This is a genomic window from Vermiculatibacterium agrestimuris (assembly GCF_943193085.1).
Taxonomy (GTDB): Bacteria; Bacillota; Clostridia; order Oscillospirales; family Oscillospiraceae; genus Vermiculatibacterium; species Vermiculatibacterium agrestimuris.
The window spans coordinates 1-25003 of record NZ_CALPCU010000008.1 but is presented as its reverse complement, the minus strand read 5'-3'; the positions used below and the strand labels follow the sequence as shown (position 1 = coordinate 25003).

At 59.3% G+C, this 25003-nt stretch carries 19 protein-coding genes, 1 tRNA gene and 1 riboswitch; of the genes, 10 read left to right on the top strand and 10 right to left on the bottom strand.

Annotated elements, in window-relative coordinates; all coding sequences use genetic code 11:
- Window positions 1–28: 28 nt before the first annotated feature.
- A complete protein-coding gene (locus NFR87_RS04035; RefSeq protein ID WP_251446737.1) occupies window positions 29–1246 on the bottom strand; it encodes a dicarboxylate/amino acid:cation symporter in 1218 nt (405 codons plus the stop codon).
- A 141-nt stretch (window positions 1247–1387) separates the two neighbouring features.
- Between NFR87_RS04035 and NFR87_RS04030 the strand changes: the two genes are divergently transcribed.
- Window positions 1388–2272 carry an SPL family radical SAM protein gene (locus NFR87_RS04030; RefSeq protein WP_251446734.1) on the top strand — a complete coding sequence of 295 codons (885 nt, stop codon included), beginning with the start codon at window positions 1388–1390 and terminating at the stop codon, window positions 2270–2272.
- 32 nt (window positions 2273–2304) lie between these two features.
- On the opposite strand, the gene NFR87_RS04025 is transcribed toward NFR87_RS04030, so the two are convergent.
- A complete protein-coding gene (locus tag NFR87_RS04025; protein WP_251446731.1) occupies window positions 2305–3105 on the bottom strand; it encodes a CotA family spore coat protein in 801 nt (266 codons plus the stop codon).
- A 192-nt stretch (window positions 3106–3297) separates the two neighbouring features.
- Here NFR87_RS04025 and NFR87_RS04020 point away from each other — a divergent pair, with 192 nt between their 5' ends.
- Window positions 3298–3699: a serine proteinase gene (locus tag NFR87_RS04020; protein WP_251446729.1), complete on the top strand. Its 402-nt coding sequence runs from the start codon at window positions 3298–3300 to the stop codon at window positions 3697–3699.
- A 104-nt stretch (window positions 3700–3803) separates the two neighbouring features.
- Here NFR87_RS04020 and NFR87_RS04015 read toward each other — a convergent pair whose 3' ends face one another.
- Both NFR87_RS04015 and NFR87_RS04010 read right to left on the bottom strand, forming a co-directional pair.
- The gene (locus tag NFR87_RS04015) at window positions 3804–4682 is read right to left on the bottom strand and encodes a C40 family peptidase (RefSeq protein WP_251446726.1); all 879 of its coding nucleotides are present in this window, start codon (window positions 4680–4682) and stop codon (window positions 3804–3806) included.
- 81 nt (window positions 4683–4763) lie between these two features.
- Window positions 4764–5060: a hypothetical protein gene (locus tag NFR87_RS04010; protein WP_251446723.1), complete on the bottom strand. Its 297-nt coding sequence runs from the start codon at window positions 5058–5060 to the stop codon at window positions 4764–4766.
- Between the two features lie 169 nt (window positions 5061–5229).
- Here NFR87_RS04010 and NFR87_RS04005 point away from each other — a divergent pair, with 169 nt between their 5' ends.
- On the top strand, window positions 5230–6510 hold the full coding sequence (locus NFR87_RS04005) for a mannosyltransferase family protein (RefSeq protein ID WP_251446720.1): 1281 nt from the start codon (window positions 5230–5232) through the stop codon (window positions 6508–6510).
- A 54-nt stretch (window positions 6511–6564) separates the two neighbouring features.
- Here the strand turns inward: NFR87_RS04005 and NFR87_RS04000 are convergent, their stop codons facing one another.
- Entirely contained in the window at window positions 6565–7896 is a 1332-nt protein-coding gene (locus NFR87_RS04000; RefSeq protein WP_251446717.1) for a glycosyltransferase 87 family protein, read from the bottom strand.
- A 350-nt stretch (window positions 7897–8246) separates the two neighbouring features.
- Here NFR87_RS04000 and rpoB point away from each other — a divergent pair, with 350 nt between their 5' ends.
- Together rpoB and rpoC are read left to right on the top strand one after the other, a co-directional pair.
- Complete coding sequence (gene rpoB, locus NFR87_RS03995) at window positions 8247–11954, top strand: DNA-directed RNA polymerase subunit beta (protein ID WP_251446714.1); 3708 nt, start codon at window positions 8247–8249, stop codon at window positions 11952–11954.
- Between the two features lie 18 nt (window positions 11955–11972).
- A complete protein-coding gene (gene rpoC / locus NFR87_RS03990) occupies window positions 11973–15758 on the top strand; it encodes a DNA-directed RNA polymerase subunit beta' (RefSeq protein WP_251446711.1) in 3786 nt (1261 codons plus the stop codon).
- Window positions 15759–15803: 45 nt separating this feature from the next.
- Here the strand turns inward: rpoC and NFR87_RS03985 are convergent, their stop codons facing one another.
- The 4 genes from NFR87_RS03985 to NFR87_RS03970 form a co-directional block, all read right to left on the bottom strand.
- Window positions 15804–16331 (bottom strand): dihydrofolate reductase family protein, encoded by a 528-nt coding sequence (locus tag NFR87_RS03985; protein WP_251446707.1) that lies wholly within the window; start codon window positions 16329–16331, stop codon window positions 15804–15806.
- Between the two features lie 185 nt (window positions 16332–16516).
- Window positions 16517–16593: transfer RNA gene (locus tag NFR87_RS03980), tRNA-Arg, on the bottom strand.
- A 319-nt stretch (window positions 16594–16912) separates the two neighbouring features.
- Window positions 16913–18199: a glycoside hydrolase family 18 protein gene (locus tag NFR87_RS03975; protein WP_251446703.1), complete on the bottom strand. Its 1287-nt coding sequence runs from the start codon at window positions 18197–18199 to the stop codon at window positions 16913–16915.
- A 4-nt stretch (window positions 18200–18203) separates the two neighbouring features.
- On the bottom strand, window positions 18204–18944 hold the full coding sequence (locus tag NFR87_RS03970) for an N-acetylmuramoyl-L-alanine amidase (RefSeq protein ID WP_251446700.1): 741 nt from the start codon (window positions 18942–18944) through the stop codon (window positions 18204–18206).
- Between the two features lie 103 nt (window positions 18945–19047).
- On the opposite strand from NFR87_RS03970, the gene NFR87_RS03965 reads away from it, so the two are divergent.
- The 4 genes from NFR87_RS03965 to NFR87_RS03950 all read left to right on the top strand — a co-directional run bounded on the left by NFR87_RS03965 (window position 19048) and on the right by NFR87_RS03950 (window position 22980).
- Window positions 19048–19317 carry a YlmC/YmxH family sporulation protein gene (locus tag NFR87_RS03965; protein WP_251446697.1) on the top strand — a complete coding sequence of 90 codons (270 nt, stop codon included), beginning with the start codon at window positions 19048–19050 and terminating at the stop codon, window positions 19315–19317.
- Between the two features lie 86 nt (window positions 19318–19403).
- A complete protein-coding gene (glmS, locus tag NFR87_RS03960; protein ID WP_251446694.1) occupies window positions 19404–21236 on the top strand; it encodes a glutamine--fructose-6-phosphate transaminase (isomerizing) in 1833 nt (610 codons plus the stop codon).
- A 143-nt stretch (window positions 21237–21379) separates the two neighbouring features.
- On the top strand, window positions 21380–21919 hold the full coding sequence (locus NFR87_RS03955) for an NADH peroxidase (RefSeq protein ID WP_251446691.1): 540 nt from the start codon (window positions 21380–21382) through the stop codon (window positions 21917–21919).
- Window positions 21920–22074: 155 nt separating this feature from the next.
- Window positions 22075–22980, top strand: a complete 906-nt coding sequence (locus tag NFR87_RS03950) for a DMT family transporter (protein ID WP_251446688.1) — start codon at window positions 22075–22077, stop codon at window positions 22978–22980.
- A 37-nt stretch (window positions 22981–23017) separates the two neighbouring features.
- Here the strand turns inward: NFR87_RS03950 and NFR87_RS03945 are convergent, their stop codons facing one another.
- Window positions 23018–23854, bottom strand: a complete 837-nt coding sequence (locus NFR87_RS03945) for a rhomboid family intramembrane serine protease (RefSeq protein WP_251446685.1) — start codon at window positions 23852–23854, stop codon at window positions 23018–23020.
- Between the two features lie 175 nt (window positions 23855–24029).
- Window positions 24030–24125: riboswitch (SAM riboswitch) on the top strand.
- Window positions 24126–24199: 74 nt separating this feature from the next.
- Here NFR87_RS03945 and metK point away from each other — a divergent pair.
- On the top strand, window positions 24200–25003 hold an 804-nt coding region (metK, locus tag NFR87_RS03940), incomplete at its 3' end, for a methionine adenosyltransferase (protein WP_251446682.1).

The window sequence follows — 25003 nt, the reverse complement described above, 5'->3', positions numbered from 1 at the left end:
TTCCGGGCCTCTTTTGATTGATGTAGGGTTATCGGTTGGAGGTGGGCTCCAGCTGCTTTTCCGAGGCGGCTACCACTACGGAACAGGCGATGTCGCCAGTGATGTTCACGCAGGTACGGGCCATATCCAGGATGCGGTCAATGCCCAGCACCATGCCCATGGCCAGACCCTCGGCGGGCAGGCCCACGGAGGAGAGAACCATGGTCAGCATCACCGCGCCCGCGCCGGGGACGCCGGCGGTGCCGATGGAGGCCAGGGTGCAGGTGAGGATGATGGTCAGCTGCTGGCTCAGGGTAAGGCTCACGCCGTAGGCGTTGGCGATGAACAGCGCGCATACGCCCTGGTAGATGGCGGTGCCGTCCATGTTGATGGTGGCGCCCAGGGGGAGCACGAAGGAGCGCACCGACTGGGGCACGCCCATACGCTCGCTGGATTCCATGGAGAAGGGAATGGTGGCCGCAGAGGAGGCGGAGGAGAAGGCGAAGACCATGGCGGGAGCGGCCTCCTTGAAGAAGCGGACGGGGCTGATGTGGGCAAATCCGCCCACAGTGGCGGAATAGACCACCACGGCGTGGAAGATACAGGCGCCGTAGACCGAGAGGATGAGGCCCAGCATGGGAAGAAGGCTCTTGGGGCCGTTCACCGCCACCACGGGACACACCAGGGCAAATACGGCGATGGGGGCCAGCTTCATAATGGAGCTGGTGAGAGCATACATGGCCTCCGCCAGGGAGTTGACACCGTCCTGGAGGGGCTTGCCCTTCTCGCCGCACATCAGGATGCCGACGCCCAGGGCGATGGCGAAGAAGATGATCTGGAGCATATTGCCCTTAGCCAGCGCGTCGATGGGGTTGGTGGGGACGATGTTCAGCAGAGTATCTACCACGCTCTGAGGCTCGCTGGCGGAGAGGGCCTCCATTTCAAAGGCCAGATTCCGGCCCACGGGGAAGAGGTTGGCGCACACCAGACCGATGGTGACGGCCAAGGCGGTAGTACACAGGTAGTACAGGATGGTCTTGCCCCCCAGACGGCCCAGAGAGCGGGCGTCATTGAGGCCGCAGGTGCCCACCACGATAGAGGCGAACACCAGGGGCACGACCACCATCTTAATGAGGTTCAGGAACAGGGTGCCAAAGGGCTTGATCCAGGTATTTGCGATCTCGGCGGGGAGGAACAAGCCGACGACAATGCCGATGGCCAGGCCGATGAGGATCTTGATCGACAGGTTCAGCTTCTTTTTTTGCATGATGAAACCTCCTTAATTTCAAAACGCTGGAAATATCATACTATATCTTTATATAAAAAGAAAGATATTTCTTCACAAAATTCAATTAGGACTGTTCGATGGAAAAAGAGTGTGATACAATGAGAGGAAAGGAGGGAGAACATGGAGCAGACCCCAGCCAAGCATATCCTGACCCGGAACAAGTCCACCGCCTGGTTCGGCACCGACCACACTATGAATCTGTATCGGGGCTGCAGCCACGGCTGCATCTACTGCGACAGCCGTAGTGAATGTTATGGAGACGAGACGTTTAACACCGTGAAGGAAAAATCGGGGGCCTTGGAGCTGCTGCGCAACGAACTGCGGCGGAAGATCCGACCGGCGTTTATCGGCATGGGCTCCATGTCCGATCCCTATAACCCATTTGAGAAAGAGCTTCAATTGACCAGGCGGGCGCTGATGCTCATTCATGCCTATGAGTGCGGCGTAGCGGTATGTACCAAGTCCGATCTGATTTTGCGGGACGCCGACCTATATACCGATATCCGGCAGCGGGCGCCGGTAATCTGCAAGCTGACGGTGACCACGGTGGACGAGGGCCTGGCGGCTATACTGGAGCCTGGGGCTCCCAGTCCTTCCGCCCGATTGAAGGCCATAGCGGGCTTGTCCCAAAGCGGGATATTTGCGGGGGCGGTGTTCATGCCGGTGCTGCCCTTTTTGACCGACAGCGTGGAGAACGTGCTGGCGGTGGTGGACGCTGTGGCTGATGCGGGAGGAAGGTTCATCTATCCGGCCTTCGGCATGACCCTGCGAGACCGGCAGAAGGCATATTATTACCAACAGCTTGACCAGAGCTTTCCGGGGCTGCGTCAGCGGTATGAAAAGCAATATGGGGAGCGGTACGAATGTCCCAGCCCAAGGGCCAGGGAGCTCTGGGCGGCCTTTTCGCGGCGGTGTAAAGAGCGGGGAGTGTTCTATGAGATGAGGAGGATCGTTTCAGCGGCGAAGGGGCCCTATGACACCCAGCTGACCTTTTTCGATATGTAGCGGGGACGGCGTTAGCCGTCTCCGCTTTGCTGTCAGCTCAGGGCCTCTACAGCGTTGGCGCAGACAAAATAGATCCGCTCCAGCTCTTCGCTGGCCAGCACCAGCACGGAACCGATGGAGCCCAGGACAGTGACGTTCTGAAGCACCAGGGGGCCGGCGGTGAGCGTGGCGGTGCGGCTCAAGTTGCGGGTGGCCAGCTCGGAGAGGATACCGGAGGCACAGCAGCAGTCGTCGCAGTCGCAGTGGGCCTGACATACGCCGCAGGCGCCGGTGCAGCCTCCCTCAGTCTGGATGGCCCGGCGAATGGCCCGCACCGCCCGGCGGTAAACGGTCTCACCGTCCGCCTCATCGGCGGTGGCAAGCTGGAAGGCCACAGCCTTGATAGAGCAGAGGCTAAGCTGGCTTACGGTCTCCAGGGCGAGGCCGGCCTGGTCGGGGACGGCGAAATAGGCGGTGCCATCCACATCCAGCAGATCGCAGTTACAGGGCGCGAACCGGCGCAGAGAGGCTGCGGGAGTACCGATGTTGTCGGTGTCGGCGCCGGGGATGGTGAGGGAACTGCCCAAGGCCAGGGAGTCGGTGAGGAAGAAAAAGGCGTCAAAATCTACCAGGGAACCTATGGTCTCGCCGCACAGAAGCTGAAGGGCCTCTGCCATAGAGGCTTTGCAGCAGCAGGTGGGATCAGGGTCAGGATCGGTCTGGCCGCACCCGCAGCCGCAGTCAGAGGCATTCAAAGCGCAGGCGGGGAACAGCTCCTCTGCCGTCACAGCTGCCGCCTCCTCATCACAGCCGCAGCCGGCGTGATAGCGGCGCATATAAGTCTCAGGGGTCATAGGATCAACACTCCAATCTCATAGTCGGGAAGGCCCGATAGAGCCGCCCAAGCCATTGTATGGCGCACAGGGGAGAGGGGTGAAGGGAGAAGATTTATGAAGGAATTTTTAATTTATCCCGATTTCCCTTGCTTCTGTGGTAAAAAGAGGATAGAATGAAGGCGTATCTTAAAAAACAGGAGGGAAGATCCCATGGCTTTATTTGACAACCTGGACAGCATCAAGGATCGGGCAATAGACCTGGCGCAGACCGGTGTGGCTAAGTCCAAGCAGCTGGCGGAGATCGCCAAGCTGAAGACCGCCAACCTGGGTGAGGAGGACGCCATTCGGAAGGCATACATCGAGATCGGCAAGCTCTATTACGCGGAGCGGGGCATGGCCCCCGAGGCGGCTTATGAGGCCCTGTGCCAGAAGATCACCGCCGCCAAGGTGAACATTGAGGAGAACAAGAGCCGCATGGAGGAGATCAAGAGCGAGGGCAACATCGTGGACGCCGAGACCGTCTCCGTGGAGGACGCTGTGGTGACGCCCCCTGTGGTGGAATCCACCGCCCCTGTGGAGCCTCTGGCTGAAGACAAGAAGCCTGAGGAATAAGACCGGGAGAATCAAGAGCCCTGACGCCAATAGGCGTCAGGGCTCTTTTTCAGTGTGGGAATGAAAAAAGCGCCGCCCGTTCAGGCGGCGCTTTGACAACAAATTTAGAAAATACGGCGACCGTAGACGAACACCCGGCTGTAGTAGCTGGAATAGAGGCTGTCATACTGGACGCAGTAGCTGTTGGTAGAGGCGTGGATGAACTGCCCGCCGCCCACATAGATGCCCACATGGGATACAGGAGTGGACACCCGACCGTTGTCAAAGAAGACCAGGTCGCCGGGCTGGAGCTCATCGAAGGAGACCGACACGCCGTTGCTCAGCTGGGCGGAGGCGGTGCGGTTGAGGGTGTAGCCAAAGTGGCCATACACATACTTGGTAAAGCCGGAGCAGTCGAAGCTGTTGGGGCCGTTGCCGCCCCAGACATAGGGACGGCCCAGGAACTGGGCGGCGTAATCCACCACCTGCTGGCCCAGGCTGCCGCCGGACTGGAGGCCCTGGCCGTCGCCCCGGGAGCCGGCGGAGTCCTTACAGGTAATCATATATTCACTGGAGACATAGCCGGTGTAGCCCTTGGCGGTCTCGATCTTATACCAGCCGTTGTCGATGCCGGTGATGGTGACGACAGCGCCGTTATAGAGGGAGATGACCTGGTCGTAGTCGGTGCCGGGGCCGAAGCGGACATTCAGAGTGGCGCCGTCGGTACGGACAAGGCCGTAGCCGATGGGGACATCAGACTGGGTGACCACGTCCAGATACTCCGCGGACATATAGCCCTCCACGGTCTGGTAATCCACCTTGTACCAACCCTCGGCGGCCTCTTCCAGAACGACCACCTGATCGCCCTTGGAGGCGGTGGCCAGAATGGAGGCGTCGGTGCTGGCCTGGTCGCGCATGCGCAGCGCGTCCACGTTGACGGTGCCGACGCCCAGACTGGCGGCGGAGGCGCCCACCACGCAGAGGGCGGAGAGAGCAAAGGTCATAAATGCAGTTCTCAGGAGCTTTCCGGTGAGAGGCATTGGAATCGACATCCTTTCTGTCTCTGTTCTTTCGTAGTAGGAGCCTTATTTGCCGGCCAGAGCCCGCTCCAGCCAGACCGCGCCCACATCCATGGCGTCGTAGAGGTTTTGCTTTTCGCTTTTCTTTACCACCCGATCCCTGCTTTTCAGGTCGGGGTCGGTGAGTTGGAGCTGAACGGAGACCTTGGTGGCCACGTCCAGATCCCCTTCCTTTTCAGAGGAGAGGATCTGAAGGGCGATGATGTATTTGTCGGCCATGCTGCCGTAATAGATGAGGTTATCCTTCCTGCGAAGGGGGTGGCCCTTATAGGTCAGGGGGATGTCCTTCTTCTGATCTGCCATGGAACTTCCTCCTTTGTTACAAAACGGTTTCAAATCTTGTTACCAAATTGTAACACCTTGATACCGATTTGTCAACACGGGGCGGCGAGAAAAAAGGAGAAATATTTTCCAATGATAGGTGCACTCCGGGGGAAAAACGTGTATACTGGAGGAAATGGAGGTGGGAAGCGTGGAGCTTGGGTGGAATATCATAGCCACCGCAGTCTTTTTGGCCGCGGCGGGGGCTTTGACGCTGCGCTGGGCGGCCCAGTGCGGAGCCGGATTGCCGGAGCCTTTCTCCACGCCGCTGCCCCGGCGGCAGGGGGCGGCGCCCTCCCGGGAGACCCTGGGAAAGCTCTTTTTGACGGCGCTGCTGTTTCGGTGCGCCGTGGCGCTGGGAAGTCTCATCCTTTATAATATGTTGTCCGGGGAGACGGTGGCCCTGCGTGATCTGCCGGAGCTGTGGTGCCGCTGGGACGCGCCCCACTATGTGAAGTTGGCGGAGCTGGGTTACGGTGGCTATATCGAGGACGGAAAACCTCTGTTCCTGGTCTTTTTTCCCCTCTATGTCTGGATCGTCCGGGCGGTGCGGCTCCTGGTTGGACACACCGCTCTGGCGGGCATGCTGGTGAGCTTTTTCTGCTTTGCCTGGGGGAGCGTCTATCTCTACCGGCTGGGCGCGGAGGAATATGGAGCGCGGATCGCCCGGCGGGCCGTGGGCCTTCTCTGGTTTTTTCCCTTCGCCTTCTTTTTTGGCGGCATTATGACGGAGAGCCTGTTCTTCCTCACCACTGCGGCGGGGCTCTATCACATTCGCCGCCACCAGTGGGGAAGGGCGGGGCTGTGGGGGATCCTGGCGGCCATGACCCGGATGCAGGGGGTTATTCTCATTGGGGCCGCAATGGCAGAACTGTGCAACACCGTAAAGCCCTTCTCCTTGTCGGAAAGAGAGCAAAAACAGGTGTTTTGGGCCATCGGGCGGAAACTGCCGATGATATGTATGCCGGTGCTGGGGAGCCTGATCTATTTTGCCCTGAATTTTTACATTGCCGACAATCCATTTACCTTTACAGAAATGCAGCGGCATTGGAGCCAGGGATTTATGTGGTTTCCCAAGGTGCTGGTCTATCTGGCCCGAAATGCGCTGACCTGGCCCGCGATCACCACCCGGTGGGAGATGTGGATCCCGGAGCTGATACTGTTCCCGATTTTTGCTCTTTTGCTGTGGCGGAGCTGGAAGAAGCACCGGAGCATGCTCACGCTCTATGCCTTTGTCTATTTTATTCTCAACTACTGCCTGTCCTGGCTGCTCAGCGCGGGCCGGTACCTCTCCTGCGCTCTGCCCTGCTTCCTATTTGCCGCCGACGAGCTGGAGGAGAAGCCGAAACTGACCGGAGCGCTGATGGCCGTAATGGGGCTTTTGCAATGCTGGTTTCTCTATCACTATCTCTGTTGGGGCCAGGTCATGTGAGAGAAGACAAAAAATGCCCGACAGGACTTTGTCCTGCCGGGCGTTTTTTGCTGTCTATGCCGGCTCGCGTGGCCAGAGGGAGGAGAGAAGCGCGGCGGTGACAAAGACGAGGGCGAAGAGCATGAGAAGGCCCTCCAAAAGCTGTGTCCAGGTCAGACCGAAGAAGCTCAAGGTCATGATATACCGCTTCATCAGGTATGCATGATAGCCGCCCAGCGAGGCGAGCTCAGCGCCCGCGGCCCCGGGAACCAGGGCGGGCCAAACACAGGCCAGGACGCAAAGCAGGACGCCGCCCAGGAAAAAATAGCGCTCGTGCATATAGGGCAGGAAGAAGGGGATGCCCAGGCTCAGGGCCGCTCCCGCCAGGGCGAGAGCGGAATTATCCGCCGTATTTCGGCGGATAAAGAGGACGATGAGCACTCCTGCCATAAAGAGAAAGGCCAGCAGGATGGCAGCTCTGGGGGCCCACTGGGGGAACTGGATCCGGTAGGGGAAGAGGGTAAAGACGGAGGGGGAATTGTAGTTGAGGGTCTGCCAGCCCACGCTGTCGCTGGCCTGGGAGAGGTAGACACGCAAAATATCGCCCGCCGGCTTTCCGAAGGCCATGGCCGGAAGCATAGTTAAAACGAAGACGGCGGGGAAGACGGGGACGTCTCGCAGCTTCATTCGGCCGGTGAACCAGAAAGCGGCCCAGAGGGGGATGAGAAAAATGGCCTGGAGCTTAAAGGAGAAGGCCAGTGCCAGCAGAGCCAAAGAGGCCCTGGGCCTGTCTTCCAGCGCGGCGGCCAGAGCGTGGACGCACAGGGCGGCCCAGACGCTGTCGCACTGTCCCCAGCAGGCGCCGTTGAGGATCACCGTGGGCAGCAAAAGCAGGAGGGTGAAGGCAAAGAGAGGGGCGGCGTCGTCCCCGGTGAGCGCCTTGGCCAGCCGAAAACCGCCCCAGGCGAGGAGCACGTCGAAAAGGATGGAGAAGAGCTTGATGAGGTAAAGGTCGGACATGGGGAGATAGGAGATGAGAGCCAGAAGGTAGAGGTAGGGTACGTTGTAGTTGCCCACAGGATCTTTCAGGGCCAGAAGACCGCCGTTTTGACGGAAATGCTCCACCCACTGGGAGAGAAAGTCCTGATAATCCAAGGTGGCATGAGGGAGGAGAAGGGCCCGGAGAAGCAGCGCGAGGCCGATGGGCAGAAGCATGACCGCCGCAGTATGGCCGTCGCAGCCCTCCCGGAAGAGGAGGTAAACGGCCAGAGCGCCCAGCGCCAGAAAGCACAGGGGGAGGAGCAGCTTGCCCAGGGCGCTGCCTCCCAGACCATAGCAGCGTACCAGGGCCAGCGCGGTCAGCAGCAGGCCCAGACGGGAGGCGGGTCTCGCCTGATGGGTGGACATGGACGGTCACCTCGTGTCATGAAAATATCAATAAAAAAATCTGGATTTCTCCAGATCAAAAAGCGAAAAGGCTATTGACTTTACATAAATTTCATGGTACACTAAAACGCTATTATCTATAAGGACATAGTATGTCCCTTTCAAATCTCGTGATGCAAGTGTACCATACCGACCTGTTCTTTGCAAGGGAGATAGGGCACAAACTGACAACCTTGCCGGGCGTTTCAAAATCGGAAAAGGTTGGGAAATTGTGAGATTTGACGGCAAACAACCGGACACACGGGGGAGAAAAGAGGCCGAAAAAGGCGTTTCTCCACTGAAAAACCAAAAAAACGAGGTGTGATTTCTACATGGTAAAGGACGTCTACTACGGCAAAACACTCCGTAAGAGCTTCGCCCGCCATCAGGAGCCCCTGGAGATGCCCAACCTCCTGGAGATCCAGAAGAACTCCTACCGCTGGTTCCTGGAAAAGGGGCTGCGGGAGGTGTTCCGCGATGTGGCGGCCATCACCGACTACGCCGGGAATCTGGAGCTGTCCTTCATCGACTACACCATGGATGAGGCTCCCAAGTATGACGTAGATGAGTGCAAGGCACGGGACGCCACCTACGCCGCCCCCATCAAGGTGCGGGTACGGCTGCGCAATAAGGAGACCGAGGAGATCAAGGAGCAGGAGATCTTCATGGGTGACTTCCCCCTGATGACCAAGGCCGGTACTTTTGTCATCAACGGCGCGGAGCGCGTCATCGTCTCTCAGATCGTCCGCTCTCCCGGTATCTACTATGCCAAGAATGCGGATAAGGCGGAGAATCTGACCTACGCCACCACGGTGATCCCCTACCGGGGCGCCTGGCTGGAGTATGAGACCGACCTCAGCGACGTGTTCTGGGTGCGCATCGACAAGAACCGGAAGATCCCCATCACATGCCTGATCCGGGCGGTGGGCCCCCGCACTGACGGGGAGATCCTGGAGATGTTCGGGGAGGATCCCCGCATCGTGGCTACCATGGAGAAGGACACCTGCAAGACCTATGAGGAGGCTATGCTGGAGATCTACCGCAAGCTCCGCCCCGGCGAGCCGCCCACGGTGGATTCCGCCGAGAGCCTCATCAACGCCCTGTTTTTCGACGCCCGGCGTTACGACCTGTCCGCTGTGGGCCGCTATAAGTTCAACAAGAAGCTGGCCCTGGCCCCCCGCATCGTAGGCCAGACCCTGGCCCAGCCCGTGCCCGATCCCGCCACCGGTGAAATTTTGGCCGAGGCGGGGGAGACCCTGACCCATGACCGGGCCTGGGAGCTTCAGAGCAAGGGCGTCAACGAGGTGGTGCTGGACGTGGAGGGCGCCAGCGTGAAGGTGTTCTCCAACCACATGGTGGACATGGCCTCCCTGGTCTCCTTTGACCCTGAGGAGTGCGGCGTCATTGAGAGCGTGCGGGAGAGCGTGCTGATGGATCTCATCAAGCAGGCCGGCGGCGACCAGGAGGCCCTGAAGGAACTGGTGGCCGACCACATGGACGACCTGGTGCCCAAGCACATCATTGTGGACGACATCATGGCCTCCATCAACTACCTCAACTGCCTGGCCTTCGGCGTGGGCAGCCCCGACGATATCGACCATCTGGGCAACCGCCGTCTGCGCTGCGTGGGCGAGCTGCTCCAGAACCAGTTCCGCATCGGCTTCAGCCGGATGGAGCGGGTGATCCGGGAGCGGATGACCATTCAGGATCTGGACATCGTCACCCCCCAGAGCCTCATCAATATCCGGCCCGTCACCGCCGCCATCAAGGAGTTCTTCGGCTCCTCACCTCTGAGCCAGTTCATGGATCAGACCAACCCCCTGGCGGAGCTGACCCACAAGCGCCGTGTCTCCGCTCTGGGCCCCGGCGGCCTGAGCCGCGACCGGGCCTCCTTCGACGTCCGGGATATCCACTATTCCCACTATGGCCGTCTGTGCCCCATTGAGACGCCCGAAGGCCCCAATATTGGCCTGATCTCCTACCTGGCCTCCTATGCCAAGGTAAACCGTTACGGCTTTATCGAGACGCCTTACCGGAAGATCGACAAGGCCACCGGCAAGGTCACCGAAGAGGTGGTCTACATGACCGCCGATGTGGAAGATCCCTATAATGTGGCTCAGGCCACCGAGCCGGTGGACGAGAACGGCTGCCTGGTCAATGAGCGCATTACCTGCCGGCACCGCAACGAGATCATCAGCGTAGACCGCAGCCAGGTGGACTATATCGACGTCAGCCCCAAGATGATGGTGTCCATCGCCACCGCCATGATCCCCTTCCTGGAAAACGACGACGCCAACCGCGCCCTGATGGGCGCCAACATGCAGCGGCAGGCCGTGCCTCTGCTCACCACCGAGGCGCCCATCGTGGCCACCGGACAGGAGTATAAGAACTGCATCGACTCCGAGGTGGTCATCCTGGCGGAGGACGACGGCGAGGTCACCCGGGTCAGCGCCGACTATATTACCATCCGCTACGACGACGGCCGGGTGGTGGATCACAAGCTGACCAAGTTCATGCGCTCCAACCACACCACCTGTATCAACCAGCGGCCCATCGTCAATGTGGGGCAGCGGGTGGTGAAGGGGGAGGTCATCGTGGATGGCCCCTCCACCTCCAACGGCGAGATCGCCCTGGGCAAGAACATCCTCATGGGCTTCATGACCTGGGAGGGCTACAACTACGAGGACGCCATCCTCCTCAACGAGCGGATGGTGAAGGACGACGTGTTCACCTCCATCCACATCGAGGAGTACGAGACCGAGGCCCGGGACACCAAGCTGGGCCCTGAGGAGATCACCCGGGACATCCCCAACGTGGGCGAGGACGCCCTGAAGGATCTGGACGAGCGCGGCATCATCCGGGTGGGCGCCGAGGTGCACCCCGGCGACATCCTGGTGGGCAAGGTCACCCCCAAGGGCGAGACCGACCTGACCGCAGAGGAGCGGCTGCTCCGGGCCATCTTTGGCGAGAAGGCCCGGGAGGTTCGTGACACCTCCCTGAAAGTGCCCCACGGCGAGAGCGGCATCATCGTCAATGTGGATGTATTCACCCGGGAGAACGGCGACGAGCTCAATCCTGGCGTGAATCAGGTGGTGCGTATCTACATCGCGCAGAAGCGGAAGATCTCTGTGGGCGATAAGATGGCCGGCCGCCACGGCAACAAGGGCGTGGTCTCCCGCATCCTGCCCCAGGAGGATATGCCCTTCCTGCCCGACGGTACGCCGCTGGACATCGTTCTGAACCCCCTGGGCGTGCCCTCCCGTATGAACATCGGACAGGTGCTGGAAGTCCACCTTGGCTATGCCGCCAAGACCCTGGGCTGGAAGGTGGCCACCCCCATCTTCAACGGCGCCAACGAAAGCGACATTCAGGCGCTTCTGAAGCAGGCCGGCTTGGCCGAGGACGGCAAGAGCGATATGTACGACGGCCGTACCGGTGAGAAGTTTGACAACCGGGTCACCACCGGCTATGTCTACTTCCTCAAGCTCCACCACCTGGTAGACGATAAGATCCATGCCCGCTCCACCGGCCCCTACTCTCTGGTCACCCAGCAGCCCTTGGGCGGCAAGGCCCAGTTCGGCGGCCAGCGGTTTGGCGAGATGGAAATGTGGGCCCTGGAGGCCTACGGCGCGGCCTATACCCTTCGGGAGATGCTCACCGTCAAGTCCGACGACGTCACCGGCCGTGTGAAGACCTACGAGGCCATCGTAAAGGGCCACAACGTGCCCTCTCCCGGCGTGCCCGAGGCCTTTAAGGTGCTGGTCAAGGAGCTCCAGGCCCTGTGCCTGGACGTACAGGTGCTGGATCGTGCCGGTGAGGTCATCGAGCTGAAGGAAGACGATGAGGACACCTATCCCCCCGATCGTGTCCGGGAGGATGACGACTTCTATCAGTACCGGGACGAGAACGAGTTCGCCGCCGCCGGCTACACCCTCAAGGAGAACAGCGACGAGGACGATCTGGTGATCGCCGACGAGGCTGACGATGAGGACGAGGATCTCGCCGACAGCATGGACGGCGAATTCGAGGACGAGGAATAAGAAAGGGAGGACGAGAATATGAGCTACGCTGAGTTTGACGCGATCCGTATTGGTATGGCCTCCCCGGAGCAGATCCTGGAATGGTCTCACGGCGAAGTGAAGAAGCCCGAGACCATCAACTACCGCACCCTGAAGCCGGAGCGGGACGGCCTGTTCTGCGAGCGCATCTTTGGCCCCACCAAGGACTGGGAGTGCCACTGCGGCAAGTATAAGAAGATCCGCTATAAGGGCAAGGTCTGTGACCGCTGCGGCGTGGAGGTCACCCGTGCCAAGGTGCGCCGGGAACGGATGGGGCATATCACCCTGGCCGCTCCTGTGAGCCATATCTGGTATTTTAAGGGCATCCCCTCCCGGATGGGCCTGCTGCTGGACATCAGCCCCCGGATCCTGGAGAAGGTGCTGTATTTCGCCGCCTATATCGTCACCGATCCCGGCTACACCCCCCTGGCCAAGAACCAGATCCTGTCCGAGAAAGAATATCAGGATATGCGGGAGAAGTATGAGGACGACTTTGAGGCCGGCATGGGCGCCGAGGCCGTGAAGAAGCTTCTCCAGCAGGTGGATCTGGAGGAGTTGAGCGTTTCCCTCCGGGCTGAGCTGAAGGAGGCCAGCGGCCAGAAGAAGGCGCGTATCGTCAAGCGGCTGGAGGTGGTGGACGCCTTCCGCATTTCCGGCAACAAGCCGGAGTGGATGGTCATTGACGTTCTGCCTGTCATCCCACCGGAGATCCGTCCCATGGTGCAGCTGGACGGCGGCCGGTTTGCCACCAGCGACCTCAACGACCTCTACCGCCGGGTCATCAACCGGAATAACCGCCTGAAGCGCCTGATCCAGCTCAATGCCCCTGATATCATCGTGCGCAACGAAAAGCGGATGCTCCAGGAGGCGGTGGACGCCCTCATCGACAATGGCCGCCGCGGCCGGGCTGTGGTGGGCGCCAACAACCGGGCGCTGAAGTCTTTGAGCGATATGCTCAAGGGTAAGCAGGGCCGGTTCCGCCAGAACCTGCTGGGCAAGCGCGTGGACTATTCTGGCCGAAGCGTCATCGTGGTGGGGCCTGAGCTGAAGATCTATCAGTGCGGCCTGCCCAAGGAGATGGCTGTGGAGCTGTTCCGCCCCTTCGTGATGAAGAAGCTGGTAGAGGACGGCACCGCCAACAACATCAAGTCCGCCAAGAAGAAGGTGGATAAGGGCGACCCCAAGGTCTGGGACGCGCTGGAGTTTGTCATCAAGGATCACCCGGTGATGCTCAACCGGGCCCCCACACTTCACCGCCTGGGTATCCAGGCCTTCGAGCCGGTGCTGGTGGAGGGCCGGGCCATCAAGCTCCATCCTCTGGTGTGTACCGCCTTCAACGCCGACTTCGACGGCGACCAGATGGCCGTTCACGTTCCCCTGTCCGCCGAGGCCCAGACCGAGGCCCGGCTGCTGATGCTCTCTGCCAACAACCTGCTGCGGCCCCAGGACGGCGGCCCCGTCACCGTGCCCACCCAGGACATGGTGCTGGGCTCCTACTATCTGACGTATGTCAAGTATCCCGACCATGCCGCGGAGGACACCTATGAGGACGTGGCCGCAGTCAAGGCTGCCCTCAAGGCAAAGAAGATCACTGAGGACAGCTATATTTGGGTGAAGAAGCCCGGCGATCCGGACGACATTCCCACCTATGCCGGCATTTGTGCAGAGACGCCCAAGGGCGAGCTGCCCCGGGAGGTGCTCCACACCTTCTCCAGTGAGGCGGAGGCCCGGCTGGCCTATGACGAGGGGGCGCTGGATCTCCATGAGCCCATCCTGGTGCGCCGCTACGCCACCGTGAACGGGGAGGAGCGCCACAAGCTGGTGCGCACCACCGTGGGCCGGCTTATTTTCAATGAGGGCATCCCCCAGGATCTGGGCTTTGTTGACCGCACCGATCCGGAGCAGGTCTTTGAGCCGGAGATCAACTTCATGGTGGGCAAGAAGCAGCTGGGCAAGATCATCGACTATTGCATCAGCAAGCACGGCTTTACCGAGTCCGCCGGTGTGCTGGACACCATCAAGTCCAAAGGCTATCACTATTCCACTCTGGGCTCGCTGACTGTCTCCATCTACGACATGACGGTGCCGCCGACCAAGAAGCAGATGATCGCGGATACGGAGCAGGAGATCGTGAAGATCGAGCGGCAGTACCGCCGGGGCTTTATCACCAATGACGAGCGTTACCGTCTGGTGGTGCAGGCCTGGGAGAAGACCACCAAGGATGTGGCCGACGCCCTGATGGACAACTTGGACCGCTACAACCCCATCTGGATGATGGCGGATTCCGGCGCCCGTGGTTCTATTGCCCAGATCCGTCAGCTGGCCGGCATGCGCGGCCTGATGGCCGATACGGCGGGCCGTACCATCGAGATCCCTGTCAAGGCCAACTTCCGCGAGGGCCTTTCCGTTCTGGAGTACTTCATCTCCGCCAGAGGCGCCCGGAAGGGTCTGGCCGATACCGCTCTGCGTACCGCCGACTCGGGCTATCTGACCCGCCGTCTGGTGGACGTGTCCCAGGAGGTCATCATTCGGGAGCACGACTGTGGCACCCACGATGGCATCGTAGTCAGTGAGATCAGCGAGAACGGCCAGGTCATTGAGACCTTCGGCGAGCGGCTCAATGGCCGCTATCCTGTGGAGGATGTGGTGGATCCCAAGACCGGCGAGTTGCTGGTGAGCCACGACACCATGATGACGGCCGCCACCGCCGACCTGCTGGAGGCCCACGGTATCCACGAGGTGAAGATCCGCTCGGTGTTGACCTGTGAGTCCCGCACCGGCGTGTGTACCAAGTGCTACGGCGTGAACCTGGCCGTGGGCGAGCCTGTGGGCGAGGGCGAGACGGTGGGCATCATCGCCGCTCAGTCCATCGGCGAGCCGGGCACGCAGCTGACCATGCGTACCTTCCACACCGGCGGTGTTGCCGGCGGTGATATTACCCAGGGTCTTCCCCGTGTGGAGGAGCTCTTCGAGTCCCGCAGGCCCAAGAAAATGGCCCAGCTGGCGGAGATCTCCGGCAAGGTCACCGTGGAGGAGGCCAAGAAGGGCGGCAGCGTATACGACGTCACCATCGTGGCCGACGACGGAGAGACCGTCACCTATGCGCTGCCTCATTCCGCGGGTGTGCGGGTGAAGACCGGCGACGTGGTGGAGAAGGGCATGGCCCTCACCGACGGCGCCCTCTATCCTCAGGACGTGCTCCGCATCCGGGGCATCCACGCTGTTTACGACTACCTGATCCAGGAAGTCCAGAAGCCTTACCGGCAGCAGGGCGTGGATATCAACGACAAGCATATCGAGGTCATTGCCCGTCAGATGATGCGTAAGGTGCGGGTGGAGGATGCCGGGGACTCCGAGCTGCTCTCCGGTTCTACCATCGAGTTGGTAGAGTATCTGGATGCCAAGGCGGCAGTCCAGGCCCGCATCGACGCGGGGGAGAAGGGCGAGAACGGGCTGGATCTGGTTCTGCCGGAGGCTTCCCGGTTGCTGCTGGGCATCACCAAGGCCTCTCTGGCCACCGACTCCTTCCTGTCCGCCGCCTCCTTCCAGGAGACCACCAAGGTGCTCACTGAGGCGGCGATCAAGGGCAAGGTGGATCACCTGCTGGGCTTGAAAGAGAACGTGATCATCGGCAAACTGATCCCCGCCGGCTCCGGCCTGTCCCAGTACCGCCAGTACGACAAGGTGGAGGATCCCGTGGTCGCCAGCGAGGAGGAGGCCGCTCCGGAGTACGTTCCGACGGAAGTCTCAGTCGCGGTGGATGCCGGGGACGCCGACACAGAATAAAGGGAAATAAAAAGGGCCCCGCTTCCCAGGAAGCGGGGCTCTGTTTTAGCCTGGGTCGGCTCGGTTTCGGTCGTAGACCAGTTCCGCAAATTGTCCGTACCGTTTTGTTTCTTTCAGAAGGAAGCGCTTCAGTGCTTCCTTCTGGGTGAATAGGGGGATCCCCGCACCCAACAGCACAGGGGCGATCTGAAGGATAAGGTGATCGACCATATCGTGATCCAGCAGGGGCGCCAATATGGTGTTCCCGCCAACGATCCAAATATTTTTATCCGGATCCTGTGCCTTTACAAACTCAACTACATCGGCATTCACGGGAAGGTAGCCGGGCTGCGTGAGCTGGCTGGAATGGGTGAAGACAAAATTCTGAGTGGAGGGATAAAAGCCTTCGGCGCCCTCCGCCTTTTCTATCTCACGGAAGGTTCGCCGTCCCATGATGGTGATATCCATCTTGCGGTAGAATTCGTCATAATCTGTCTCCTCTGAGGAGCCGCTCTGGTGAAGCCAGTCCAAACCATGGTTTTTGTCGGCTAAATAGCCGTCCATGGTGATGCAGCCGTAAAAATAGACGCTCATTTCGGTCATCCTCCTGTTCTGATATGGCCTTGTGGGATGGGAAAGGGGCTGGGTATGCCCGGAGGGTATCGGCTGCCACTAAACGCGCTTTGCTCATTAAGAGGCAGTAGTTCGACCTCCCAAGAGGTTCTTGTCCGGCCAAACAGTCGTCAAAAAAAGACACCCGAAAGGGTGTCTTTTCTTTTTGGTACGCCCGGAGGGACTCGAACCCCCAACATTCAGAACCGGAATCTGACGCTCTATCCAATTGAACTACGGGCGCTTATGAAAGGCGCTTGATTATTATAGCAAATTGCACCTTAATTGTAAAGAGTTCCTCTCCAATTTTTTTAAAAAAGTCGGGAAACAAAGCGGGACGGCGTGAGCCGTCCCGGAGTAACGCGCCCTATGGCGCGGAAGTTTTGGTCTGTGCCCCCATGGGCGGCGATTGCCACCCATGGGGGACAGCGTTTTGAGAGAGAAAGGAAAAGAGAGGAGGTTCTGGTGCTTTGTGCTGTCTGTCCTGACGAGTATAGGATACCACTTCCCAAAGAAAAGTGATGGACAGTTTTAGAACTTCCCGTGAATAATCTGTGAACGTTTCAGGTTAGCCCCTGCCGAATTTGGTAGAGGGAGGACAGAACCAGCCAGTTTTGGGGGAATTCCCGCATCAGGTTCCAATAGCCGGCGCCCTCCAGACCGTATTCCGGAATGAGGGAGAGCTTGGCCTGAATACTTCGGGCGTCCTCAAACCATACCTCGTGTTCGACGCCGTTTTCGTCGGTATAGCGGAACCAGGGGGATTGGGCGCGCTCGTCATATTGGATGGCCACGCCGTAGCGGCGGGCCAGCGCGATTGCCTGCTGGCTGGAGATGGAGGTGGCCTTTGTCTGCCCCTGGATAAAGGGGAGGGGCCAGTCGTAGCCGTAGTTGGGGATCCCCAGCCAGATCTTGCCCGCGGGGATCTCGGTGAGGGCGTATTCCACCACCTGGCGCACGTTGGGTAAGGGAGCCACTGCCATGGGAGGGCCGTAGGTATAGCCCCACTCGTAGGTCATGAGCAGTACTTTGTTGACCGCGGTGCCGATGGCGGCAAAGTCGTGGCCTTCGTATAGAGCACCCCGCTGGGTGGAGGAGGTTTTGGGGGCCAGGGCGGCAATGACCGGATAGCCCAGAGAGTTGAGCCGCCGTGTAAGTGTGCCCAGGAAGGCGGCATACTGTGCCGCGTCTTCCGGGAAGACATACTCGAAGTCCACATCCAGACCGCTGTAGCCCTTTTCCCGGAGGGTGGCGATGACGTTGACGATCAGACGATCCTGAAGCTCTGGATCGTTAAGAAGCAGATGAGCCAATTCATTGGAGAAGCCGCCCTCCTCAGTAAGGGTGGACAGGTGCATGAGCGAGGCCACGGAAAAGCTCCGGGCGGCGGCGATGAGCCGCTCGTCCCTGGGTTCTACCGGAGCTCCCTCGGGGGTGAAGCCGTAGGTAAAGGGCGTCAGATAGGTCAGATAAGGCAGGGCGGCGCGGAGGAGAGCGTCGCTGATATGCGGGTAGGCGTAGGCATTTACGGAAATGAGCGGCCCCGGCTCCTGTCGGTAGGAGATGACCAGGGTCTCCCCGGGCCAGATGTTTTCCTGGCCGATGAGGATGGGATTATTCTGAAAGAGCTGGCGCAGGCTCACACCGTACTGCTGGGCGATGGCGAAGAGGGTCTGGCCGGGGAGGACGGTGTGGGTGACCTGGGGGAAACGGATGACCAGAGCCTGGCCGGTGACCAGATTTTGGGGCTGCTCCAGGCCGTTGTCCAGGGAGATCTGGGACATGGGGACACCATATTCCAAAGCGATGGAGTAGAGGGTATCCCCCGGCGTTACCACATGGATGACCATGGCCTTATACCAGCGTGACGAAGTCGCCGTAAGCCCAGCCCACTATGCCCTCGTAGCGCACCACATACCAGTTCTGATACTGGTTGAGAATGGTCAGCTGGGCCCCATTGGGTGCCTGTGTCACCACGTAGGAGGCCACATTGGGTTTATCCCTGAGATTCAGGCTGCCCCAGTTCACGTCTACCACACCCTCCCGGGCCGGGACAGGGGAGAGGAAGGGAATGCCGAAAAATTCCGTCAGGGACAGGACGATGCTTCGGGCGGAGGTCTCAATGTTGTTTTTGATCCAGACTGCGTCGTCCACATTATCATGGTAGCCCAGCTCAATGAAGACTGAGGGAGCCCGGGGCTGGGTGACTTCGCCGATGGTGGTGGAGGGCTCGGCACGAACGTCGTTGGGCAGAGGGTAGATCTCCTTCAGGCCGTCCGCCACTAAGGTGGCCGCCCGCTGGCCGGAGGTGCTGCCGGGGTAATAGAAGACGATAATGCCGCGCTTCTGGCCGTAGAGGCCCTCGGGGGCGGCGTTGGAATGAAGCGCCAGGTGAAGATCATAACTGCCCTGATTGGAGGCGCGGATGGAGGAAGCGGCGGTCATCTGGGGCGTGTTGCGGGTATAGCGGATGCCGGAGGCGTTGAGGTAGGGGACAATGGCATCGGCCAGACGGTTCATCCACTCTTCCTCTGTGCCTCCGTTGACATAGAAATTTTTCTCTTGGGTGGAGGGTGAGAGATAGATCATGGGCATACAGATACCTCCTTTTTGCCCATCCTATGCACCCGAAGGGAACGGGGTGCGGCGCATAGGACAAGGCGACAGCGCCATATCCTTACAAAAAGGAGGGTGAGCCATGGATACCAGAGTGGGGGAGCTGCGCTGTAAGGAGGTCATCAATGTCACCGATGGCAGCCGTTACGGCTATGTAGGGGATGCGGAGGTGGATCTGGAGACGGGGCAGATCCGCGCCCTTATCGTCCCCGGACGGCTGCGGTTATTTGGATTGCTGGGCAGAGAGGCGGAGCGGGTGTTCCCCTGGTCGGCAGTCCGGCGGTTCGGAGAGGACATCATTCTGGTGGAGGCAGAGACCCCTCACCTGCCGCCTCGGCGGGGAAGACACTAAATGAGCCGGAAAATCTTGCGTATCTGGGTAAGAACCGTTATAATGTAAAAAGTGCAAAAATACCTTTTCAGCAGGAGGAACTGCCCATGTGCGGCATCGTTGGTTTTATCGGCAAGGAGGAGGCGGGCCCCATCCTTTTGGACGGCCTGTCCCGTTTGGAATACCGGGGCTATGACTCGGCGGGCCTGGCCATCTACGGACAGGAACAGGGCCTTCAGGTGGCCAAGGCGAAGGGCCGGCTCAAGGTGCTCTCCGACCTCACCCAGGGGGGAGAGACCATCCACGGCACCGTGGGCCTGGGGCACACCCGCTGGGCCACCCACGGGGAGCCCTCTGATGTGAACTCGCATCCCCAGGTCTCCGGAGACGGGCGCTTCGCCGTGGTACATAACGGCATCATCGAAAACTATGTGGAGATCAAGGAGTTCTTGGAGCGGCAGGGCGTGAAGTTCATCTCCCAGACCGATACGGAGGTGGTGGCACAGCTTCTGGAGCACTACTACGAGGGCGACCTGCTGGACGCGGTGATGAAGGTGCTCCACCGCATCGATGGGGCCTATGCTTTCGGCATCATCTGCGCCGACTGCCCGGACAAGCTGGTGGCGGTGCGCAAGGACAGCCCCCTGATCCTGGGTCATGGAGAGGGCTTTAACCTCTTGGCCAGCGATGTGACCGCCGTCATCAAGTACACCCGTGAGGTGAGCTATCTGGACGACGGGGAGGTGGCGGTGCTCACCACCGACGGCATCCAGGTCTACGACGGCTATCTTCAGCCTGTGGAGAAGGAGCTGTGCCATGTAGACTGGGAGATCTCCGCCGCTGAAAAAGGCGGGTATGAGCACTTTATGGCCAAGGAGATCATGGAGCAGCCCGAGGCCTTCCGCAAGACCGTGTTCCCCCGGCTTAAAGAAGGCAAAGTGGTGTTGGACGATCTGAGCTTTGACGCCGAATACCTGCGCCGGATGGATAAGCTCTATGTTATCGCCTGCGGCTCCTCCTATCATGTGGGCATGGCGGCGAAATACAACCTGGAAAAGCTGCTGCGCAAGCCGGTGGAGGTGACACTGGCCTCCGAGTTCCGCTACTGTGACCCCATCGTCACGGAAAACACGCTGGTTCTGGTCATCAGCCAGTCCGGCGAGACCATCGACACCCTGGCCGCCATGCGGGAGGCGAGAAGGCTGGGGGCCAGGGTGCTGTCCATCGTCAATGTGGTAGGCTCTACCATCGCCCGGGAATCCGATGATGTGATCTACACCTGGGCAGGGCCGGAGATCGCCGTGGCCACGACAAAGGCATACTCTACCCAGCTGGCGGTGACCTATCTCATCGGCCTCTATTTTGCCGATCTGCTGGGCACCATCACAAAGACGGAGTATGATGAGCTGGTCTCGGAGCTTCTGCTGCTGCCCACCAAGCTGGAGGCGGTGCTGGAACAGCGGGAGCGGATCCAATACATGGCATCCCTCTATTTTAACCACCCCTCCATCTTTTTCATCGGCCGCAATCTGGATTACGCTGTGGGCATGGAGGGCTCCCTGAAGCTGAAGGAGATCTCCTACATCCACTCCGAGGCCTATGCCGCCGGAGAGCTGAAGCACGGCACCATCTCTCTGATCGAGCCGGGCACTCTGGTGGTGGCCCTGGCCAGCTACAGCCCCCTCTTTGAGAAGCTCATGAGCAACGTGGTGGAGGTAAAAAGCCGGGGCGCCGATGTGCTGGGACTGACTGTGGAGAGCAGGGAAGAGGCCATGGCCAAAACGGTGGATCACACCATTGTGGTGCCGGACACTCACCCCATGCTCCTGCCCAGTCTGGACGTGCTTCCTCTTCAGCTCTTCGCCTATTATGTGGCGCTCCAGCGGGGGTGTGACATTGACAAGCCCAGAAACTTGGCCAAATCGGTCACCGTGGAATAAGAGAAAGACCTGGAAAAGTTTTCAGAAAAACAAGAAATCCCTCTTGACACAGGGAGGCAATATATGGTATTCTTAGGACATAAACAGGAATAATTACTGTTTAATGAAGCTGAGGTATAAAAATTTTAGGAGGTATTGTTGATATGAAATGGGTTTGTTCTGTTTGCGGCTATGTTTATGAGGGGCCCGAGGCTCCCGAGATCTGCCCTCTGTGCAAGGCGCCCAGAGAGAAGTTCGTGAAGCAGGCCGGTGAGCGGACTTGGGCCGCTGAGCATGTGGTCGGCGTAGCCAAGGGTGCTCCCGAGGATATCATCCAGGGCCTGCGGGAGAACTTCCAGGGCGAGTGCAGCGAGGTCGGTATGTATCTGGCCATGGCCCGTGTGGCCCACCGCGAGGGCTATCCCGAGATTGGCCTGTACTGGGAAAAGGCCGCCTATGAGGAGGCCGAGCACGCCGCCAAGTTTGCCGAGCTGCTGGGCGAGGTGGTGACCGACTCCACCAAGAAGAACCTGGAGATGCGGGTGGACGCTGAGTGCGGCGCCACCGAGGGCAAGATGGCCATTGCCAAGAAGGCCAAGGAGCTGGGCCTGGACGCCATCCACGACACCGTCCACGAGATGGCCCGGGACGAGGCCCGCCACGGCAAGGCTTTTGAGGGCCTGCTGAAGCGTTACTTCGGCTAAACCACCACCTTTGAGCGAAAAAAGAGATGGAACAGGAAATGACCTGTTCCATCTCCTTTTTTGTCTCCTGCCGGGAGAAAAGGGACTTGAAAAGGGCAGAGGCTTTTGATAAAGTATGTAGGCGGTCATTTGATAAATAGAGAAGGGGGACTGACATGAAGGCATCCACCCGGGCCACGTTGATGGCTCTGACGGGATACAGCATATGGGGTTTTAGCTTTTTGTTCTCCAAGCTGGCCATGGGATCGGCGAGCCCTCTTGTGATGCTGGCCGTTCGCTTCGCGGTGTCCTTTTTGACGCTGAACCTGCTGGCGCTGTCAGGGAAAGTGAATTTTCATCTGCGGGGAAAGCCTTTGGGCCCGCTTCTGCTGCTGGGTTTCGTCCAGCCGGTACTGTATTTCATTTGCGAGACCTACGGTATCGCCCTGACCTCGTCCTCCTTTGCGGGGGTGATGATCGGCCTGGTGCCGGTGGTGGGGCTGGTGTTCGGCCGCCTGTTTTTGAAGGAGAGCTGTACCCTCCGGCAGGTGATCTGCGCGGTGGCCTCCATTGCGGGCGTAATGATGACGACGGTGGGCGGACTGGGGAATATCTCTCTGCCGGGGACACTGATCCTGATGGGAGCCGTGCTGTGCGCGGCGCTTTTCAACACCATCAGCCGGAGCATTTCCCAGCAATTTTCCGCCTTTGAGCGCACCTATGTGATGTTTGCCCTGGGCAGCGTGGTCTATGTCATCATCGCGGTGGCGGAAAACCGCCGGGATCTGTCCGTGTTTGCCGCCGCCTTGTCCTCCCCGGGCTTCCTTATCGCGGTATTCTACCTGTCGGTGCTCTCCTCGGTGGTCGGCTTCCTGCTGATCAATTCCGCTGTGAGTGAACTGAGCGTAGGTAAGATCTGTATTTTCAATAATTTTGTCACCGTGATCTCTGTGCTGGCCGGCATCTTCATTATGAAGGATTCCTTTACAGCCCTTCAGCTGCTTGGCATTGTCATCATTATTCTGAGTGTAGTGGGCGTATCCTACCAAAAGAGCATGCCGGCCCCGGCAGAGAAGGAATAAAAAAGCGGCGTTTCTTTCCGAAACGCCGCTTTTTCTTTTATTGAATATGCTCGTGGTTGTTGATGTGCTCCATGCAGTAGCAGTAATAGCCGCTGCACTTGGAGCAGTAGCGGAATTCCATGTCGGGAAACTCGGTGTCCGTTTTGCCGCAGACGGCACATTTGTGAATGTAGCCCTTTTGCTGGTAGGCGGTCTTGGCGGCCTTCTTAAAATCCACAGTCTGTTTGGCGTGCTGGTGCTGGAAGCGCTGCTTGCGGTAGTTGGCCGCGTCGCTGATAGTTCCCCAGAAGAAGAGGAAGAAGTTGAGAATGGCCACCACTGGCAGGAGCGCACCCACAATGTTCAGATGGAGCAGATTCAGAAGAATGGAGCCGCCGAAGAGGGCCGCGTCCACCCAGGCCAGCCACTTGATCTTGATGGGAATAATAAAGAACAGCAGCACCTGCATGTCCGGGTACAGAACGGCAAAGGCAAAGAACATAGACAGGTTCAGGTAGGTGGCGCTGGCATATCCGGCCACCAGACCGAAGATGATATTGAGCACGACGCCCATGAGATAGAAGCAATTGAAATATGGGGTGCCCCATTCCCGCTCCAAAGAGGAGCCGATCCACCAGTAGAAGTAGAGGGAGAGAACGAAGTTGAGGGGACGGGCGCTGAGAGGCTCAAAGACAAAGGTGAGCAGCCGCCAGATCTGGCCGTGAAAGATGGCGTAGGAGCTGAAGCCGATCAGGTTGGAGGCCATATAGCCGCTGAACATATCCAGCAGGTAAACGATGGCCGTTCCAACGACAATGACATTCATCAGATTGGGGATACCGAAGCGGGGGTGCTCCCGGCAGAAACGGTAGATACGATTCTCAATGGCGCGCAAGGCATGACCCTCCTCGTGTGATACCGGATAAAAAAGATTGTACCCGCTTTGGCAGAAAAAGTAAAGGCAGAAAGTATGAACATTTTGTATAGGCCGGCTCTTTTCCGTTTTTTCATGGCGCCAAGGCTTGACAAGAAAAAGCCATATGGATATAATAGTGACACAATTCAATAGCGCCTTATCAAGAGTGGTGGAGGGAACGGCCCGATGAAGCCCGGCAACCTGCGGCAGCGCAAGGTGCCAAATCCGGCGAGGAATCGAAAGATGAGGACGGGTCAGCCTGTGCTCTGTCGGTTTCGACAGGGCGCTTTTGTTTGTAAAAAACAAAAGAAAGGGAAGAATAGCATGGCAAAGCGGCTTTTTACATCTGAATCGGTAACGGAGGGGCACCCGGATAAGGTCTGCGACCAGATCTCCGACGCGGTGCTGGACGACATCCTTGCCCATGACCCTACGGCCCATGTGGCCTGTGAGACCTTTACCACCACCGGCATGGTTACAGTAATGGGGGAGATCACCACCTCCCACTACACCGATATTCCCGCCATTGCCCGGCGCACCATCGAGGGGATCGGTTACACCAATCCGGACTACGGCTTTGATTACCGCTCCTGCGCGGTGATGACCTCCATTGACGAGCAGTCCCCCGATATTGCCATGGGAGTCAACAAGTCCTTTGAGCGGCAGAACGGCGGAGAGGATGAGGCTGACCTGATGGGGGCCGGAGATCAGGGCATGATGTTTGGCTACGCCTGCGGCGAGACGCCCGAGCTGATGCCCGCGCCCATCTCCATGGCGCACCAGCTCTGCCGCCGGCTTGCGGCGGTTCGAAAGGCCGGGGAGCTTCCCTGGCTCCGTCCCGACGGCAAGAGTCAGGTGACGGTGGAGTATGACGAGGCGGGGAAAGTCCTGCGCTGTCCCGCCATTGTGGTTTCTACCCAGCATGACCCGGACGTTCATCTGAAAGATCTGCGGGAGGCGGTGGTGGAGACCATCATCAAGCCCGTCATCCCCGCAGCCTATATCACTGCCGACACAAAGTTCTATGTCAATCCCACCGGACGGTTCGTGGTGGGCGGCCCTGTGGGGGACACCGGCCTCACCGGCCGGAAGATTATCGTGGATACCTACGGCGGCAGCGCCGCCCAC